The sequence below is a fragment of the Pseudonocardia sp. Ae150A_Ps1 genome, from assembly GCF_001932315.1.
Lineage (GTDB): Bacteria > Actinomycetota > Actinomycetes > Mycobacteriales > Pseudonocardiaceae > Pseudonocardia.
In genome coordinates, this window is the sequence record NZ_MCIJ01000001.1 from 981,845 (window position 1) to 998,820 (window position 16,976).

Below are 16,976 nucleotides of genomic sequence, written 5' to 3' on the forward strand. Positions count from 1 at the left end.
GGGAGGCTCCGCGGGGGGGCGCTCGACGGGATGCCGGTCGCCGTGAAGGGACGGTGGCGGCTCGGGGGCGGGGCGCCGGCGGTGCGGCGGCTGCTCGCGGCGGGGGCCGTCCCGATCGGGACGACGTCGGTGCCCCGCGGTCCCGGGTACCAGACGTGGGGTGCGACCGACCGCGGCCCGACCCGCAACCCGTGGCGCGGCGACCGGTCGCCCGGCGGGTCGTCGGCCGGGTCGGCAGCGGCCGTCGGAGCGGGCATCGTGCCGCTCGCGACCGGGTCGGACGGCGCCGGCTCCGTCCGCATCCCGGCCGCCTGGTGCGGGATCATCGGGTACCGGCCGACGTCCGGGCTGGTGCCGTCGACGGACCCGACCGGGCTCGCGACCCCTGGTGTGCTGGTCCGGGATCCCGCGCTGCTGCGGCCCTGGCTGGACGCGGTCACCACGGGACCCGTGCACGCCGGGTCCGGTTCCGGGGCCGGGAGCGACGCGGGGTTCGCCACGGCCGCGTGGTCCGACGATCTCGGGTTCGCCGCCCGGGAACTCGATCCGGACGTCGTCGCGATCGCCCGGGCCGCGGCGGCCGACCTGCTCCGCGCTGCGGGGGCGGCCGCCGTCGACGTCCCGCTGCGGCTCCACGATCCCGCCCCGGCCTGGACCGCCCTGCGCCACCCGGACGCCGGTCCCGCCGCGGTCCGGGCCACCCACGAGCTGCGCGCCGCGAACGACCGTGCGCTACGGGCGTTCTTCGTGCGGGCCGACCTGCTCCTCACCCCGACCACCCCTGCGGGGCCGCACGGTCACGACGGACCAGGCGGGCGGATGAACGTGGCCCTGACCTGGGCGTTCAACCTGTCCGGGCATCCCGCGGTGAGCGTCCCGGCGGGATTCGGCCCGGACGGCTGTCCGGTCGGCCTGCAGCTGGTGGCCCGCCACGGCGCCGACGAAGCGCTGCTCGATCTGGTCGCGGCACACGTGCCGGTGGCCCGTGCGGCACCGTTCTGACCGCACGCACGACCCTGCACGGGCGGCGGATCAGAACAGCAGCGGGAGCCCGAGCGCCGCGTCGACGGCGATCGCCGCGAACAGCACGCACAGGTAGATGTTCGAGAGGTGGAACAGCGGCATCGGCGACACCTCGCCGCCCGCCTTCACCTCGGCGTGCAGCTTGTGCGCCCGGACGACGAAGTAGATCCCGCCGAGCGCCGCGACGGCGAGGTACACCCACGACGTCGCCGGCAGCAGGAGCAGGCTCCACGCCACCATCACCCAGCTGTAGACGACGATCCGGACCGTGACCGCGGGAGCGGGGGCGATCACCGGGAGCATCGGCACACCGGCCGCGGCGTAGTCCTCGCGATAACGCATCGCGAGCGCCCAGAAGTGCGGCGGCGTCCAGAAGAAGATCACGCCGAACATGACCAGGGCCGGCCACTCGACCGAGCCGGTGACGGCGGCCCAGCCGATCACCACCGGCATGCAGCCCGCGGCACCGCCCCAGACGATGTTCTGCGAGGTCCGCCGCTTCAGCAGCAGCGTGTAGACGAGCACGTAGAAGGCGATCGCGGCCAGCGACAGCGCGGCGGCGAGCCAGTTCGTGGTGAACCCGAGCCAGACCGAGCTGAGCGCCGCGAGCACCAGACCGAAGATCAGCGCGTGCCGGGTGGGGACCTGGCCCTTCGCCAGCGGCCGCCGGGCGGTGCGCTTCATCTTCTGGTCGATGTCGGCGTCGGCGACACAGTTCAGCGCGTGCGCCGCGGCCGCGGCCATCGCCCCGCCGAACAACGTGGCGACGATCAGCCACAGCGACGGGACGCCGCGCTGCGCGAGGAACATCGCGGGCACGGTGACCACGAGCAGCTGCTCGATGATCCGGGTCTTGGTGAGGCCGAGGTAGGCCGCCACGGTGGCGCGCACCCGGGCCCACCGGCCCGCCGGTGCAACAGGCGCGGGCGCCTCGGTCGCCGCCCCGGACCCGGCCGGCGGGGGCTGTGCGGGCTCCGGGGAGTCCGGCGTGACCTCGGCGGGCGCGAATCCGGCGGTCGAGGTCTCGACGGCCCGGTTCCGCCGGGAGGCGGGTGCGCTCACCTGTTCGTACCTCGCTCGGCTCGGCAGTTCTTCGACTCCGTCCCTGCGCGGTGGTCGACCGCACGGTCCGGGACTGAGAGCGGAGGTCGCCGGAGTCCCGCCGACGCTCTAGTTCTACAGCGCGTCGATGCTAACCCTTCGCATGCCGGAGGGCCCCGCGGGGTACGCCCGTCCCGGGTGTCCGGAACGGGCGCCGTGACCGGCGGCAAAGCCGCAGGCCCCGGGCCCGCGCAGTAGGGTGGGCGCCGCCGGGGGCGGCAGCGGTGCCGCCGGGTCCTCCGGAGCGCCGCCGCGTGTCCGAGGAGCCTGCGGAGTACACGCAGACCGCCCGCGGCACGACCGTCACATGCCGACGCGAGTACAGGAGCCACCGTCTTGTCCGAGACCGCCACGTCCCCCCACGCCGGGGACGCCGCCGTCGCCGCGCTCACCCGCGCGCACGTGCCCGCCGACTGGACCGACCTGGACCGCAGGGCCGTGGACACGATCCGCGTACTCGCCGCGGACGCGGTGCAGAAGTGCGGCAGCGGCCACCCGGGCACCGCGATGAGCCTGGCCCCGCTGGCGTACACGCTGTTCCAGCGCGTCATGCGGCACGACCCGGCCGACCCGGACTGGATGGGCCGCGACCGGTTCGTGCTCTCCGCCGGGCACTCCAGCCTCACCCTCTACATCCAGCTGTACCTGGCCGGCTACGGCCTGGAGCGGGAGGACCTGGAGCAGCTCCGGAAGTGGGGCTCGCTGACCCCGGGTCACCCGGAGTACGGCCACACCCGCGGCGTCGAGATGACCACCGGCCCGCTGGGCCAGGGCCTCTCCTCCGCGGTCGGCATGGCGATCGCGTCGCGCCGTGAGCGCGGCCTGTTCGACCCGGACGCCCCCGAGGGCGCCTCGCCGTTCGACCACCAGATCTACGTGATCGCCTCGGACGGCGACATCGAGGAGGGCGTCACCTCCGAGGCGTCGTCGCTGGCCGGCCGCCAGGAGCTCGGCAACCTCACGGTGATCTACGACGCCAACGAGATCTCGATCGAGGACGACACCGCGATCGCCCTCAACGAGGACACCGCGAAGCGCTACGAGGCCTACGGCTGGCACGTCCAGACCGTCGAGGGCGGCGAGAACCTCACCGGCATCCTCGACGCGCTCGAGGCGGCCCGCGCCGAGACCGCACGGCCGTCGATGATCGTGCTGCGCACGGTGATCGGCTACCCGGCGCCCAACAAGATGAACACCGGGGCCGCGCACGGCGCCGCGCTGGGCGACGACGAGGTGCGCGCCGTCAAGGAGGTCCTGGGCTTCGACCCGGACCGCGACTTCGAGGTCGACGACGACGTGCTCGCGCACACCCGCGCGGTCGGCGAGCGCTCCCGCGCCGCGCACGACGCGTGGCAGGGCGCCTTCGACGAGTGGGCCGGCCGCGAGCCGCACCGCAAGCAGCTGCTCGACCGGCTGGTCGCGGGCCGCCTGCCCGAGGGCTGGGCCGAGGCACTCCCGACCTTCGAGGCCGACGAGAAGGGCCTCGCGACCCGGAAGGCGTCCGGTTCCGTGCTGGCCGCCCTCGCCGACGTCCTGCCGGAGCTGTGGGGCGGCTCGGCCGACCTCGCGGAGTCGAACAACACCTCGATGAAGGGCGTCGACTCGTTCGGCCCCAAGTCGGCGTCGACCGGCATGTGGACCACCAGCCCGTACGGCCGCACGCTGCACTTCGGTGTCCGCGAGCACGCCATGGGCGCGGTCCTCAACGGCATCGCGCTGCACGGCCCGACCCGCGCCTACGGCGGCACGTTCCTGGTCTTCTCCGACTACATGCGCCCGGCCGTCCGGCTGGCCGCGCTGATGAAGACCAACCCGATCTACGTCTGGACGCACGACTCGATCGGTCTCGGCGAGGACGGCCCGACCCACCAGCCGATCGAGCACCTCGCGGCGCTGCGCGCCATCCCGGGCCTCTCGGTCGTCCGCCCCGGCGACGCCAACGAGACCACCTACGCCTGGAAGGCCGCCCTCGAGGCGGTCGACGGCGGCCCGGTCGGGTTCGCGCTCACCCGGCAGAACGTCCCGACGCTGACCGGTACGACCGCCGAGGGCGTCGCCCGTGGCGGCTACGTCCTGGAGGAGGCCTCGTCCGGCGTCCCGCAGCTCGTGATCGTCGCGACCGGCTCGGAGCTGCACCTCGCGGTGCAGGCGCGCAAGACCCTCGAGGCCGAGGGCTTCGGTACCCGGGTGGTGTCGATGCCGTGCGTCGAGTGGTTCGAGGCGCAGGACCAGGACTACCGCGACTCGGTGCTGCCGCCCGCGGTGCGGGCCCGGGTGTCCGTCGAGGCGGGCATCGCGATGCCGTGGCGCGGCTACGTCGGCGACGCCGGCCGCTCGGTGTCCATCGAGCACTTCGGCGCCAGCGCCGACCAGGCCACCCTGTTCGAGAAGTTCGGCTTCACCGCCGACACCGTCGCCGAGGCCGCGCGGGAGACCCTCGCCGCGGCCGAGAAGAGCTCCTGAACCCGACGGCACCCGATCGCAAAGGAGAGCAACCCATGAGCAACGATCGTCTGGCCGCACTGTCGGCGGCCGGGGTGTCCATCTGGCTCGACGACCTGTCCCGCGAGCGCCTGAACAGCGGCAACCTCGCGCAGCTGATCGAGCAGAAGAACGTCGTCGGGGTCACCACCAACCCGACGATCTTCGCCGGGGCGCTGTCCGACGGCGCCGCCTACGACGAGCAGGTCCGTGAGCTCGCCGCCCGCGACGCCGGCGTGGACGACGCGATCCGCGAGATCACCGTCGCCGACGTCCAGCAGGCCTGTGACGTCTTCTCCGGCACCTGGGAGCAGACCCGCGGCGTCGACGGGCGGGTCTCGCTCGAGGTCGACCCGCGCCTGGCGCACGACACCGAGCAGACCGTGGCCCAGGCCCAGGACCTGTTCAAGGCCGTCGACCGGCCGAACCTGCTGGTCAAGATCCCGGCGACCGAGGCGGGCCTGCCCGCCATCACCCGGGCCACCGCGGAGGGCATCAGCGTCAACGTCACGCTGATCTTCTCGGTGGAGCGGTACAAGGCCGTCATGGACGCCTACCTCACCGGCCTGGAGCGGGCCCTGGAGAACGGCCAGGACCTGGCCCGGATCCACTCCGTCGGCTCGTTCTTCGTGTCCCGCGTGGACAGCGAGATCGACGGTCGGCTGGAGAAGATCGGCGGCGACGAGGCGCTCGGCCTGCGGGGCCGGGCGGCGGTGGCCAACTCCCGGCTGGCCTTCGCGGCCTACCGGAGCGCGTTCTCCGGCGCCCGCTGGGACGCCCTGGCGGCCGAGGGCGCGAACGCCCAGCGGCCGCTGTGGGCGTCGACCGGGGTCAAGAACCCGGACTACCCGGACACCCTCTACGTCACCGAGCTCGTCGTCGGCAACACCGTCAACACGATGCCGGAGAAGACGCTCGAGGCGTTCGCCGACCATGGCGAGGTCGAGGGCGACAAGGTCACCGACACCGCGGGTGCGGCCCAGCAGGTCTTCACCGACCTCGAGGGCGTCGGCATCGACCTCGACGACGTCTACACGGTCCTCGAGAACGAGGGCGTCGAGAAGTTCGAGAAGTCCTGGACGGAGCTGCAGGACACCGTCCGGCAGCAGCTCGAGGCTGCGAAGTAGTTGGCGGACGACACTCCCGGCGGCGACGGGGCCGATCTCGGCTCCGCCGCCGCCGGCGGTCCCACCGGGCACTCCCCCGCACCCGTCCGGGTGCTCCTCGCCGGAGAACCCTTCGCGGGGGCGGCGCGGCGGATCGCGGCCGAGCTGGCCGGCGAGACCGTCGCGTCCCGGGTCGCCGACGGCGACCCCAGTGTCTGGGGGTCCGCCGCGGCGGGCCGGACCGGCTGGACCGCCCTCGCCCGCAGGTCCCGGCCGCTGGCCGGGCAGGTCGCCGCGCTGCGCGAGCGGTTCGCCGTCGCCGGCGCGCACCGGGTGCTGCTGGTCGGCACCCCCGACGCCGTCTCCGCCGCGCGGCTGGTCGCGGCCCACTCCCCCGACACCACCCGGCTCACCGCGCTCGACAGTGCGGACCCGGTGCAGGTCGCCGAGGCGCTGTCCGGCGCGCTCGACGAGACCGTGCTGGTCGTCGCGGACCCGGCCGGTGACGACCCGGTGGTCGGCGCCGTCCGGCACACCGTCGCGGCGGTCCTCGCCGACGAGATCGGCCCGGCCTCGTTCGCCGCCCGCACCGTGCACGTCACCGAGCCCGGTTCCCCACTGGACACACCGGACCCGGACGGCACCGTCGTCGTCACCCTCGACGCCGACGTCCCCGGCCGGTTCGGCGCGCTCGGCCCGCTGGGCCTGGTGCCCGCCGGGCTGGCCGGTGCCGACGTCGCCGGGCTGCTCGCCGACGCCGTCCCCACCGAGCAGGCCCTCGCCGCCGACGACCCCGACAACCCGGCCCTGCTGCTCGCCGGGGCGCTGGCGGCCGCCCGCGGTTCGGTGCTCGTGCTGCGCGACGAGGTCCGGTCCCCGGCTGTGACGGCCTGGCTCGGGCCGCTGCTGACCGCGGCCGGCCTGGTCGCGGTGCCCGCCGGCCCCTGCGAGCCGGTGCCAGCCCGGGCCAGCGCGGAGGCCGGACCACCCGGCGCCGTGGAGGTGCACGCCGACGGCACCGGGGCGGTTCCCGGGCCGGGTGGCGGCGCCGTCCGCACCGACGCGGGGCCCGGCGCCGCGATCGTGCTCTGGCAGGTCGCGGCCGCACTCGCCGCGCGGGTGCTCGACGCCGACCCGTTCGCCCCCGCGGTCCCCACCGCCGATCCCGGCGGGCCCGACCCGGAGCCGTCCTTCACCGACGGCGGGATCGCCGTGCACGCCGGGGACTGGCTGCCGTCCGGGGTGGACACCGTCGCCGGTGCCCTCGACGCGCTCGCCGCCGCCGCGGGCGACGGTGGTCACCTGGCGGTCTCCGCCTGGCTCGATCCCGAGTCGGACGCCTCGGTCGGTGTGCTGCGGGGCCCGCTCGCCGAGCGCGCCGGGCTCCCGGTCGCGTTCGGCTGGGCTCCCGGCTGCCGGGCCGGCGACACCGGCGTGCCCGACCGCGCCGTCCACTGCCACCTCACCGGCGGCGGCCTCGACGGCGGCGACCCGGCAGGCGACCCGGCCGGTGATCCGGTGTCCGGCGGCACCATGGGGTCACCCGGCCCGGGTGCTGATGATCCGTTCGGCGCGGGAACCGCGCCGGAACCGTCCGGACTGGCTAGCCTTCATGCGGCGCAGGCCCGCGCGGTCGTCGAGGACCAGCGGCGCCGGGGACGGCCGGTGCTGCGGCTGCACCTGGCCGATCGGCTGACCGGCCTGGTCACGCTGGCGCGAGCCGTCCAGAACTGACACGGTCACACACACAGGAAGGCCGAGGAGCGATGCCCACCGCGAACGGCGGCCGGACCAACCCGCTGCGCGATCCCCGCGACAAGCGGCTCCCCCGCATCGCCGGCCCGTGCGGACTGGTGATCTTCGGGGTCACCGGTGATCTCTCCCGCAAGAAGCTGATGCCGGCGATCTACGACCTCGCCAACCGTGGCCTGCTCCCGCCGGGCTTCGCGCTCACCGGGTTCGCCCGCCGCGACTGGGACTCCGAGGACTTCGGACAGGTCGTGTACGAGGCCGTCCGGGAGCACGCGCGGACCCCGTTCCGCCAGGAGGTCTGGGACCGGCTGGCCGAGGGCCTGCGGTTCGTCCAGGGTGCCTTCGACGACGACGCCGCGTTCGACGAGCTCGAGCGCACCGTCCGCGAGCTGGACGAGAAGCGCGGCACCGGCGGGAACCACGCGTTCTACCTGTCGATCCCGCCCAGCGCGTTCCCGGTCGTCTGCAAGCAGCTCGCCCGGTCGGGGCTGTCCGCCCAGGAGGACCCGGACGTCTGGCGCCGGGTGGTGATCGAGAAGCCGTTCGGGCACGACCTGGCCTCGGCCAAGGAGCTGAACGCGATCGTCAACGAGGTCTTCCCCGAGGACTCGGTGTTCCGCATCGACCACTACCTCGGCAAGGAGACCGTCCAGAACGTCCTCGCCCTCCGGTTCGCGAACCAGCTGTTCGAGCCGATCTGGAACGCGAACTACGTCGACCACGTGCAGATCACGATGGCCGAGGACATCGGGCTGGGCGGGCGTGCCGGCTACTACGACGGCATCGGCGCCGCCCGGGACGTCATCCAGAACCACCTGCTGCAGCTCCTCGCCTTCACCGCGATGGAGGAGCCGACGTCGTTCTCGTCGGACGAGCTGCGCGCCGAGAAGATCAAGGTGCTGAAGGCGGTCAAGCTCCCGCTGCCGCTGGACGAGACCACCGCCCGCGGTCAGTACGACGGCGGCTGGCAGGGCGGCGAGGAGGTCCCCGGGCTCAAGGAGGAGGAGGGGTTCAACCCCGACTCCACGACCGAGACCTTCGCCGCGATCACCTGCGAGGTCGAGAACCGCCGCTGGGCCGGGGTGCCGTTCTACCTGCGCACCGGCAAGCGGCTCGGCCGGCGGGTCACCGAGATCGCCGTCGTCTTCAAGCGTGCCCCGCACCTGCCCTTCGACGAGACGATGACCGAGGAGCTGGGGCAGAACGCCCTGGTCATCCGGGTCCAGCCGGACGAGGGGGTGACGATGCGGTTCGGCTCCAAGGTGCCCGGCAACCAGATGGAGGTCCGCGACGTCACGATGGACTTCGGCTACGGCAACGCCTTCACCGAGTCCTCCCCCGAGGCCTACGAGCGGCTCATCCTCGACGTCCTGCTCGGGGAGCCGTCGCTGTTCCCGGTGAACGAGGAGGTCGAGCGGTCCTGGGAGATCCTCGACCCGGTCATCGAGCACTGGTCGGGGTTGCCCGACGGGCCCGACGGCTACCCGGCCGGATCCTGGGGTCCCGACTCGTCCGCCGAGATGCTCGCCCGCACCGGTCGCCACTGGCGCCGGCCCTGACCTCCGAGGAGCCGACACACATGATCATCGATCTGCCGTCGAGCAACACCTCGGCGGTCAACCGCAAGCTCGTCGAGCTGCGCGAGTCCGGCGGCGTGTTCGCGCTGGGCCGGGTGCTGACCCTGGTCGTCGTCACCGACGACGGGCCCGAGCTGGAGCGCTCGATCGACGCCGCCAACGCCGCCAGCCGCGAGCACCCGTGCCGGGTGATCGTGCTGGCCCGCGGGCAGCGCCGGGCCTCGCCGCGGCTCGACGCGCAGATCCGGGTCGGCGGTGACGCCGGCGCCAGCGAGGTCATCGTGCTGCGCGGCTACGGCCCGCTCGCCGCCGAGGAGGCCGGTGCCGGCATGGTCATGCCGCTCCTGCTGCCCGACGCACCGGTCGTCGCCTGGTGGCCGGGCGAGGCCCCGGCCGCACCGTCGGAGGACGCCGTCGGGCGGCTCGCGCAGCGCCGGATCACCGACGCGCTGTCGTCGAAGAACCCGACGAAGGCGTTCGAGCAGCGGCGCAAGGACTACGCCCCCGGCGACACCGACCTCACCTGGACCCGGCTCACGCACTGGCGGGCCCAGCTGGCGGCCGCGCTGGACGTGCCGCCCCACGAGGAGGTGACCTCGGCCGTCGTCGCGGGCGAGGTCGTGTCGCCCTCCACCGAGCTGGTCGCCGGCTGGCTGGCGTCCGCGCTCGGGGTGAAGGTGAAGCGGTCGCCGTCGGAGAAGGCCAACGGGCTGTCGATGGTCCGGCTCGTCCGCGCGTCGGGCGACGTCGAGCTGGCCCGTCCGGACGGCAAGACGGCCCGGCTCACCCAGCCCGGGCAGCCGGAGCGGCTGATCGCGCTGGCACGGCGGCACGTGTCCGACTGCCTCGCCGAGGAGCTGCGCCGGCTCGACCCGGACGAGGTCTACGCCGAGGCGCTCGAGGGAGTGTCCCGGGTGACCCGCGGCCGTACCCCGGTGAAGGTGTGAGCATGAGCGAGAACGTGCAGGTCGCCGTCCACCCCGACGCCGACGCCCTGGCCGCCGCCACCGCGGCGCGGCTGATCACCGCGCTGGTCGACATCCAGGCCGGCGGTGCCGTCCCCCGGGTCGTGCTCACCGGTGGCGGGGTCGGGATCCAGCTGCTGCGTGACGTGGCCGCCTCCCCGGCCCGCGACGTCGTCGACTGGGGGTCGGTGGACCTGTTCTGGGGCGACGAGCGCTTCGTCCCGGCCGACGACGCCGAGCGCAACGAGAGGCAGGCCCGCGAGGCTCTGCTCGACCAGCTGCCGCTCGACCCGGCGCGGGTGCACCCGATGCCGGCCGCCCCCGCCGACGGCGGCACCCGGGAGGAGGCCGAGGAGGCCGCCCGGGACTACGCCCGGGTGCTGCGCGACCTGGCCGGGCCGGACGGCGACGGCATCCCCGCCTTCGACGTGACGCTGGTCGGCATGGGCGAGGAGGGGCACACGCTCTCGGTCTTCCCGGACTCCCCCGCCGTGCACGAGCAGGCGCCGTCCGTCGTCGCGGTGTTCGACTGCCCGAAGCCGCCGCCCACCCGCATCTCGCTCACGCTGGCCGCCGCCCGGCGCTCGCGTGAGGTGTGGGTCGTCGCCGCCGGGGCCGGCAAGGCACCGGCCGTCGCGGGTGCCCTGACCGGTGTCCCGGAGACCGAGCTGCCGGTCGGCGGGGCGCGGGGGACCGAACGGACCCGCTGGCTGCTCGACACCGCGTCCGCCGCCGAGCTGCCCGGGTCGCTGCACCCGCGGCCCTCCTGAGCCCACGACCGGGACTGTGAGATCGCGCCCGTCCGGCGGGTGCCGGGCGCGGCGCTCCGGTTAGGGTCCGCCGCATGCGCATCGGCACCCCGCTCGGCCCGGCCCCCACCCGCGTGCTGCTCCTCGGCTCGGGTGAGCTGGGCAAGGAGGTCGCGATCGCCTTCCAGCGCCTCGGCGTCGAGGTGGTCGCGGTCGACCGCTACCCGCACGCACCCGCGCACCAGGTGGCGCACCGCTGGCACGCGATCGACATGACCGACCCCGTCACGCTCGCCACGATCGTCGAGCAGGAGTCCCCGGACCTGATCATCCCGGAGATCGAGGCGATCGCGACCACCGCGCTGGCGGCGATCGAGGCCGCGGGCACGACCGTCGTGCCGACCGCCCGCGCCGCGCAGCTGACGATGGACCGTGAGGGCATCCGGCGGCTCGCCGCGGAGGAGCTGGGGCTGCCCACGTCGCCCTACGCCTTCGCCGACACCCTCGACGAGGTCCGCGCGGCCGTCGACCGGGTCGGGCTGCCGTGCGTGCTCAAGCCGGTCATGTCGTCGTCGGGCAAGGGACAGTCGGTCCTGAAGTCGGCCGACGACGCCGAGGCCGCGTGGGAGTACGCCCGCACGTCGGGCCGGGTGTCCGCGCCGCGCGTGATCGTCGAGGGCTTCGTCGAGTTCGACTACGAGATCACCCAGCTCACCGTGCGGCACGCCGGCGGGACCGCCTTCTGCGACCCGATCGGCCACCGCCAGGAGAACGGCGACTACGTCGAGTCCTGGCAGCCGCAGCCGATGTCGGACGCGGCGCTCGCCGCGTCCCGCGACGTCGCCGGCCGGATCACCGAGGCCCTCGGCGGGCGCGGGATCTTCGGCGTGGAGCTGTTCGTCCGCGGCGACGAGGTGCTGTTCTCCGAGGTCAGCCCCCGCCCGCACGACACCGGGCTGGTCACGCTCGCCACCCAGCGGCTGAACGAGTTCGAGCTGCACGCCCGCGCCGTCCTCGGCCTTCCGGTCGACACCGCGTTGCGCGCCCCCGGCGCGTCCGCGGTGGTGTACCGCGGTGACGACCTCGACGCGCCCGACTACGAGGGCGTCGCGGAGGCGCTCGCCGTCGAGGGCGCCGACCTGCGGCTGTTCGGCAAGCCGTCGGCGAGCGAGCGCAGGCGGATGGGGGTCGCGGTGGCGTACGCCGACGACGTCGACACCGCGCGGGAGCGGGCCCGCCAGGCCGCCGGGTACGTCCGGCCGGTCGCCCGGAGCTGAGTCCCGCCTGCGGTGGGCCGGTCCGCCACGCCGCCCACGGCGGGCCGGACGGGACCTACCGCGGGTAACCTCGACGTCGAAGGTGGAGCGATGGCGGGTCGCACCGGACTGGTGGTGGCGGGCGCCGGAGCCCGCGGCGCGTACGAGGCGGGGGCGCTCACGGAGCTGCTCCCCCGGCTGACCCGTACCTGGTCGGCGCCGTCGGTGCTGGTCGGGACGAGTGCCGGCGCCCTGAACGTGGCCGCGCTCGCGGGCCTGACCGGCACCGATCCCGAGGAGGCCGCTGCCGAGCTGGTGACCCGCTGGGAGTCGGTGCGGACCAGTGAGGTCGTCGCGCTCCCGTCGTCGGCCTTCGAGGCGGGCGCGGCCTACCTGGGCGACCTCGCCGGTGTCCCGTCCGCCCTCCGACGGCTGCTGGGGCTGCCCGATCGCGTGACCCGGCTGCTCGACGCCGAGCGCCTGCGCCCGGTCGTCGAGAGGGTCGTCGACTGGGACCGGCTGCACCACGCGATCGCCCGCGGCCCGGTCGACGCGGTCGGGGTGGCGTGCACGTCGGCGGGCACCGGTGGGACGGTCGTGTTCGTCGAGCGCGGACCCGATGTCGGGCTCCCGCCGTACGACCCGGGCCGCGACATCCGCTACGTCGACGCCGTGCTGACCCCGGACCACCTGCTGGCCTCGGCCGCGGTGCCGGTGCTGTTCGCACCCCGCCGGATCGAGGGCCCCGACCCCGGCTGGTACCTGGACGGCGGTGTCCGCCTGAACACCCCGCTCAAGCCGGCACTGCGGCTCGAGGCGGACCGGATCGGCGTCGTCGCGACGACGCCGGCGGTGCCGGTGCCGGAGGCGGCCGACCCGCCCGCGGACGTCCCCGACGTCTACGCGGTCGCCGCGCTCGCGCTGCGGATCGTGCTCGGCGCGGGCGTCACCGAGGACCTGCGGACGCTGCGGGCGGTGAACGAGCTCGTCGAGCGCGGTGTGGACGGGCGGCACCGCCGGATCGGGAGCTGGTTCACCGGACCGCCACCGGACCGCGGGACCGAGCTCGCCGACCTCGCCGCCGAGGTCCGCCGGACCGAGTACGGCGGCCTGTGCGCGCTGCGCAACCCGTCGCTGTTCGTGCTGGAACGACTGGTCGGCGGCGGGGTGCCGGACGTCGACCCGACGCACGGGGCGGAGCTGCTGAGCTTCCTGTTCTTCGATCCGGCGTTCGCGTCCGCGGCGGCGGCGCTGGGGGCGGCGCACGCGACGTCGGCGGCTGCTCCCGACGGGCCGGAGCCGGCCCGGCGCGCCCGCGCGTGACCCGGGACCGCCACCGCCACCGCACCGGGCGGGGTCGGACGGCGTCGCTGCCGCGTTCGCCCGTCCGGACCCGGGCGACCGCCTCGACCGGCTGCACCCAGATCTTGCCGTCGCCGATCGTGCCGGGGCGGCGATACCGTCGACGACCTTGTCGACGAGCTCGACATGTTGAGCACGCATCGGGACCGACCGGACCCGGCGCACCGGACCGGACATCGGTGTCGCAGCACTCCGAAAACGGACCATCGGCGTGATCCGGGCGGTTCCCGCCGTGGCCGATGAGTCCGCACGACACCCCCGGTCGGTACTGCGGACAGCGGCCCACACCGGACCGCCCGGGGAAGGGACACCGCCATGACCACCAGGTCCACCACCGCCACGACCGGCTCGGCCCGCCCGCTCGCCGGGACGATCGCCCTCTGGGTGCTGCAGGTCGTGCTCGCCGGCGTCTTCGTGATGGCGGCACTACCGAAGATCAGTTTCGATCCGGTCGCCGTCGCCGGGTTCGACCTGCTGGGGCTGGGCGTGCCCGGCATGGTCGTCGTCGGCTGGCTGGAGCTCGCCGGGGCGGTTGCGTTGCTGGTCCCGCGGCTGTGCGGGCTCGCGGCGACCTGCCAGGTCGCCCTCATGGTCGGCGCGACCGTCGTCACCGCGATCCTGATGCCGGGGATGATCGCCTTCCCGGCGGTGGTGCTGGTGCTGGTGTGTGTCGTCGCCTGGTTCCGCCGGCACGACACCGCGGCGCTGCTGCGGATGGTGCGCCGCTGAACGCCCCGCCGCCCCGGAGACGACCTCCGGGGCGGCGGGCAGTCGCGGGGTCAGACGGTCTCGTCGGTGAGCCGTCCGTGGTTGTGGTCGTCGTAGGCGGCGAGATCGAGGAAGCCGTGCCCGGAGTAGTTGAACAGGACGACCTTCTCCTGACCGGTCTCCTTCGCGGCCAGCGCCTCGTCGATCGCCGCGGCGATTGCGTGTCCGGTCTCCGGTGCGGGGATCCTCCCCTCGGTCCGGGCGAACTGCTTGGCCGCCTCGAACACCTTGCCCTGCGGGTAGGCGGCCGCCTCCATGCGCTCGTCCCGCACCAGGGCCGACACCAGCGGCGAGTCGCCGTGGTACCGCAGGCCGCCCGCATGGATCGACGGCGGCACGAAGTCGTGCCCCAGGGTGTACATCGGCATGAGCGGGGTGAGCCCCGCGGTGTCGCCGAAGTCGTAGTCGTAGCGGCCCTGGGTCAGCGTCGGGCAGGACAGCGGCTCGACGGCGAGCAGCCGCACACCCGCGTCGGGGACGAAAGGGAAGGCGATGCCGCCCAGGTTCGAGCCACCCCCGCAGGACCCCACGACGACGTCGGGCAGCCGCTCCCCGGCGAGCTCGAGCTGTTCCTTCGCCTCCAGCCCGATCATGGTCTGGTGCAGCACGACGTGGTTCAGCACGGAGCCGAGCGCGTAGTGGGTGTCGTCGCGGCCGACGCAGTCGCGGACCGCGTCGGAGATCGCCGAGCCGAGCGATCCGGGCTGGTCCGGCTCGTCGACCGGGGACGCGACGACCTCGCCGCCCCAGGTCTCGATCGCGATCCGCCGGTAGAGCTTCTGCCCGTACGAGACCCGCACCATGTAGACCTTCAGGTCCAGGCCGAACTGCGCGGACGCGAACGCCAGCGCGGTGCCCCACTGCCCGGCGCCGGTCTCGGTGGTGAGCCGGGTGGTGCCGTCCTGGGCGTTGTAGAACGCCTGCGCCACCGCCGTGTTGGTCTTGTGGCTGCCGGACGGCGAGACCGACTCGTCCTTGTAGTAGATCCGGGCCGGTGTCCCGAGCTCCCGTTCGAGCCGGGCGGCCCGCACCAGCGGGGTCGGGCGCCACAGCCGGAGGATGTCGAGCACCTCACCGGGGACGTCGATCCACGGTGCGGCACTCACCTCCTGCTCGATCAGCGCCGCGGGGAAGAGCGGCGCCAGGTCGTCGGGGCCGACCGGCTCCCGCGTCCCCGGGTGCAGCGGCGGCTGCAGCGGGGCCGGCAGGTGCGGCACGACGTTGAACCAGGCCTCGGGGATCCGTTCCGGTGGCAGCGTCCAGCGGGTCATGACCTCGGAACCTATCCCGGAGGTGCCGTGGGTCACGAGAGGGGCGCGTCTCCGGGATCGTCGATCCGCACCGCGACCTGTTCGTTGTCGTGGGTCCAGCAGACGTAGGAGTAGCGGACGCCGTGCTTCTCGGCGTACTCCCACCAGGCGCGGGCCTCGTCGCGCTCCCAGCCCGGGAAGTTGAGGAACTCGTCGAACAGCACGATGCTGCCCACACGCAGCCGCGGGCCGACGGCGGCCAGCACGGTCACCGCCGACGAGTACAGGTCCGAGTCGACGTGCAGGAAGTCCACCGGGCCTGGGTGCTCGGCCAGGAACCCGTCGAGGGTGTCGTCGAACAGACCGGGGACCAGCTCGGCGCCCGGGATCTCGGGCAGCGCTCCGACGTCGTCGAACGCGCCGGCGGGGAACCCCGCCCGCCACGTCTCGGGCAGGCCGGTGAAGGTGTCGAAACCGTGGACACGGCCGTCGGCGCGGTGCGCGGCGATCATGCGGAGGGTCCTGCCGCGGTAGACGCCGAACTCGCACGCCATGCCACCGGAGGGGGCCAGCGAGAGCGCGTGCGCCAGCGTCGCGTCCGGGTCCGGCAGCGCGACCGCCCCGGCCAGGTGGTCGCGGGCGAACCGGGCACTGCTCGCGACGGCCTCCCGCTCGCCGGCGGCGAAGACGTCGCGCCGGTCCCGGATCTCGGTGACCCGCAGCTCGGAGAGCACGCGGTCGGCCTCGGCGCGGACGCGCCCGTCCAGCTCCTCGCGCAACGCGGCCAGCTCGGCCCGCAGCGTCGCCGTCTGGGCGGCGGTGTGCCGGGCCAGCGCGGCGTCGACCAGCCGGCCGGCGCGGCGGCGGGCACCGTGCAGCAGTGTGCGGGGGCCGCGGATCTACAGCTCCCGGGACGCCCGGAGCCGGCCGAGGGCCTCCTCCAGGATGGCCTCGCCGTCGGCGTCGCTGCGCCGCTCCTTCACGTAGGCCAAGTGCGTCTTGTACGGCTCGGTGCGCGGCGCGGCCGGCGGGTTCTCGGAGTCACGCCCGCCGGGCAGGCCACAGCGCGGACAGTCCCACGTCTCCGGGACCTCGGCCTCGGCGGCGAACCAGGTGTTGTTGACGTGCCCGTTCACGCAGTAGAACGGGATCCGTTCGCGTGCCGCGGTCTCGCCGCGCTCGGACTCGCCCATCGGACCGGCCCCGACCCGGGTACCGCGGATCGCGTTGCCACCAGCCATCGTGTCGTCCCTCTCGCTCGCACTGGCGCGATTACGGTGTCAGGCGTTGCCGGCCAGCAGGAGGCCGTTGCCGACCACCGCGATGAACCAGATCAGCCCGACGAAGATCGTGTAACGAGCGATGTTCCGGTCGGCGGCCGCGGAGCCGGACAGGCTCGACTGGACGCCACCGCCGAAGAGGCTGGTCAGACCACCGCCCTTGCTGCGCTGCAGCAGGACCAGCGCGATCAGCATCACGCTGGTCACGATGAGGATGATCTGCAGGGTCAGGATCACGTGCACTTCCCAATCTGCGGTCGCTCGTGGAGTGGTCCAGGATACTCCGACACCCCGGGACCGTGTCCG

Annotated in this window: 15 protein-coding genes and 1 pseudogene; 10 read left to right on the top strand and 6 right to left on the bottom strand. The window is 74.3% G+C overall.

Annotation, left to right across the window (positions count from 1 at the left end; translation table 11 throughout):
- Nucleotides 1-30 precede the first annotated feature (30 nt).
- Nucleotides 31-1,002 carry an amidase family protein gene (locus Ae150APs1_RS04225; protein ID WP_075295922.1) on the top strand — a complete coding sequence of 324 codons (972 nt, stop codon included), beginning with the start codon at nt 31-33 and terminating at the stop codon, nt 1,000-1,002.
- Nucleotides 1,003-1,032: 30 nt separating this feature from the next.
- On the opposite strand, the gene Ae150APs1_RS04230 is transcribed toward Ae150APs1_RS04225, so the two are convergent.
- Nucleotides 1,033-1,914, bottom strand: a complete 882-nt coding sequence (locus Ae150APs1_RS04230) for a heme o synthase (RefSeq protein WP_050802551.1) — start codon at nt 1,912-1,914, stop codon at nt 1,033-1,035.
- Nucleotides 1,915-2,460: 546 nt separating this feature from the next.
- Between Ae150APs1_RS04230 and tkt the strand changes: the two genes are divergently transcribed.
- The 8 genes from tkt to Ae150APs1_RS04270 all read left to right on the top strand — a co-directional run bounded on the left by tkt (nt 2,461) and on the right by Ae150APs1_RS04270 (nt 13,333).
- Complete coding sequence (gene tkt / locus Ae150APs1_RS04235) at nt 2,461-4,587, top strand: transketolase (protein WP_075295924.1); 2,127 nt, start codon at nt 2,461-2,463, stop codon at nt 4,585-4,587.
- Nucleotides 4,588-4,622: 35 nt separating this feature from the next.
- Nucleotides 4,623-5,732 (top strand): transaldolase, encoded by a 1,110-nt coding sequence (gene tal, locus Ae150APs1_RS04240; protein ID WP_075295926.1) that lies wholly within the window; start codon nt 4,623-4,625, stop codon nt 5,730-5,732.
- Nucleotides 5,733-7,445 (top strand): hypothetical protein, encoded by a 1,713-nt coding sequence (locus Ae150APs1_RS04245; protein WP_075295928.1) that lies wholly within the window; start codon nt 5,733-5,735, stop codon nt 7,443-7,445.
- A gap of 32 nt (nt 7,446-7,477) precedes the next feature.
- A complete protein-coding gene (gene zwf / locus Ae150APs1_RS04250; RefSeq protein ID WP_010224760.1) occupies nt 7,478-9,022 on the top strand; it encodes a glucose-6-phosphate dehydrogenase in 1,545 nt (514 codons plus the stop codon).
- Nucleotides 9,023-9,042: 20 nt separating this feature from the next.
- Entirely contained in the window at nt 9,043-9,987 is a 945-nt protein-coding gene (opcA, locus tag Ae150APs1_RS04255) for a glucose-6-phosphate dehydrogenase assembly protein OpcA (protein WP_010224759.1), read from the top strand.
- A 2-nt stretch (nt 9,988-9,989) separates the two neighbouring features.
- Entirely contained in the window at nt 9,990-10,775 is a 786-nt protein-coding gene (pgl, locus tag Ae150APs1_RS04260; RefSeq protein WP_075295930.1) for a 6-phosphogluconolactonase, read from the top strand.
- A 74-nt stretch (nt 10,776-10,849) separates the two neighbouring features.
- Nucleotides 10,850-12,031 (top strand): formate-dependent phosphoribosylglycinamide formyltransferase, encoded by a 1,182-nt coding sequence (gene purT / locus Ae150APs1_RS04265; protein ID WP_075295932.1) that lies wholly within the window; start codon nt 10,850-10,852, stop codon nt 12,029-12,031.
- Between the two features lie 90 nt (nt 12,032-12,121).
- The gene (locus Ae150APs1_RS04270; protein ID WP_075295934.1) at nt 12,122-13,333 is read left to right on the top strand and encodes a patatin-like phospholipase family protein; all 1,212 of its coding nucleotides are present in this window, start codon (nt 12,122-12,124) and stop codon (nt 13,331-13,333) included.
- Between the two features lie 37 nt (nt 13,334-13,370).
- On the opposite strand, the pseudogene Ae150APs1_RS32610 reads toward Ae150APs1_RS04270, so the two are convergent.
- Nucleotides 13,371-13,457: pseudogene (locus tag Ae150APs1_RS32610) on the bottom strand (P-II family nitrogen regulator); the annotation flags it as partial.
- A gap of 230 nt (nt 13,458-13,687) precedes the next feature.
- Here Ae150APs1_RS32610 and Ae150APs1_RS04280 point away from each other — a divergent pair.
- The gene (locus Ae150APs1_RS04280; protein ID WP_075295936.1) at nt 13,688-14,101 is read left to right on the top strand and encodes a DoxX family protein; all 414 of its coding nucleotides are present in this window, start codon (nt 13,688-13,690) and stop codon (nt 14,099-14,101) included.
- Nucleotides 14,102-14,151: 50 nt separating this feature from the next.
- On the opposite strand, the gene Ae150APs1_RS04285 is transcribed toward Ae150APs1_RS04280, so the two are convergent.
- From Ae150APs1_RS04285 to secG, 4 genes are all read right to left on the bottom strand, one after another.
- Nucleotides 14,152-15,411, bottom strand: a complete 1,260-nt coding sequence (locus Ae150APs1_RS04285; protein WP_075301667.1) for a TrpB-like pyridoxal phosphate-dependent enzyme — start codon at nt 15,409-15,411, stop codon at nt 14,152-14,154.
- 32 nt (nt 15,412-15,443) lie between these two features.
- The gene (locus Ae150APs1_RS04290) at nt 15,444-16,169 is read right to left on the bottom strand and encodes a class I SAM-dependent methyltransferase (protein ID WP_083679927.1); all 726 of its coding nucleotides are present in this window, start codon (nt 16,167-16,169) and stop codon (nt 15,444-15,446) included.
- Nucleotides 16,170-16,289: 120 nt separating this feature from the next.
- A complete protein-coding gene (locus tag Ae150APs1_RS04295; RefSeq protein WP_010232080.1) occupies nt 16,290-16,631 on the bottom strand; it encodes an RNA polymerase-binding protein RbpA in 342 nt (113 codons plus the stop codon).
- Between the two features lie 39 nt (nt 16,632-16,670).
- On the bottom strand, nt 16,671-16,907 hold the full coding sequence (gene secG / locus Ae150APs1_RS04300; RefSeq protein WP_075301669.1) for a preprotein translocase subunit SecG: 237 nt from the start codon (nt 16,905-16,907) through the stop codon (nt 16,671-16,673).
- Nucleotides 16,908-16,976 lie beyond the last annotated feature (69 nt).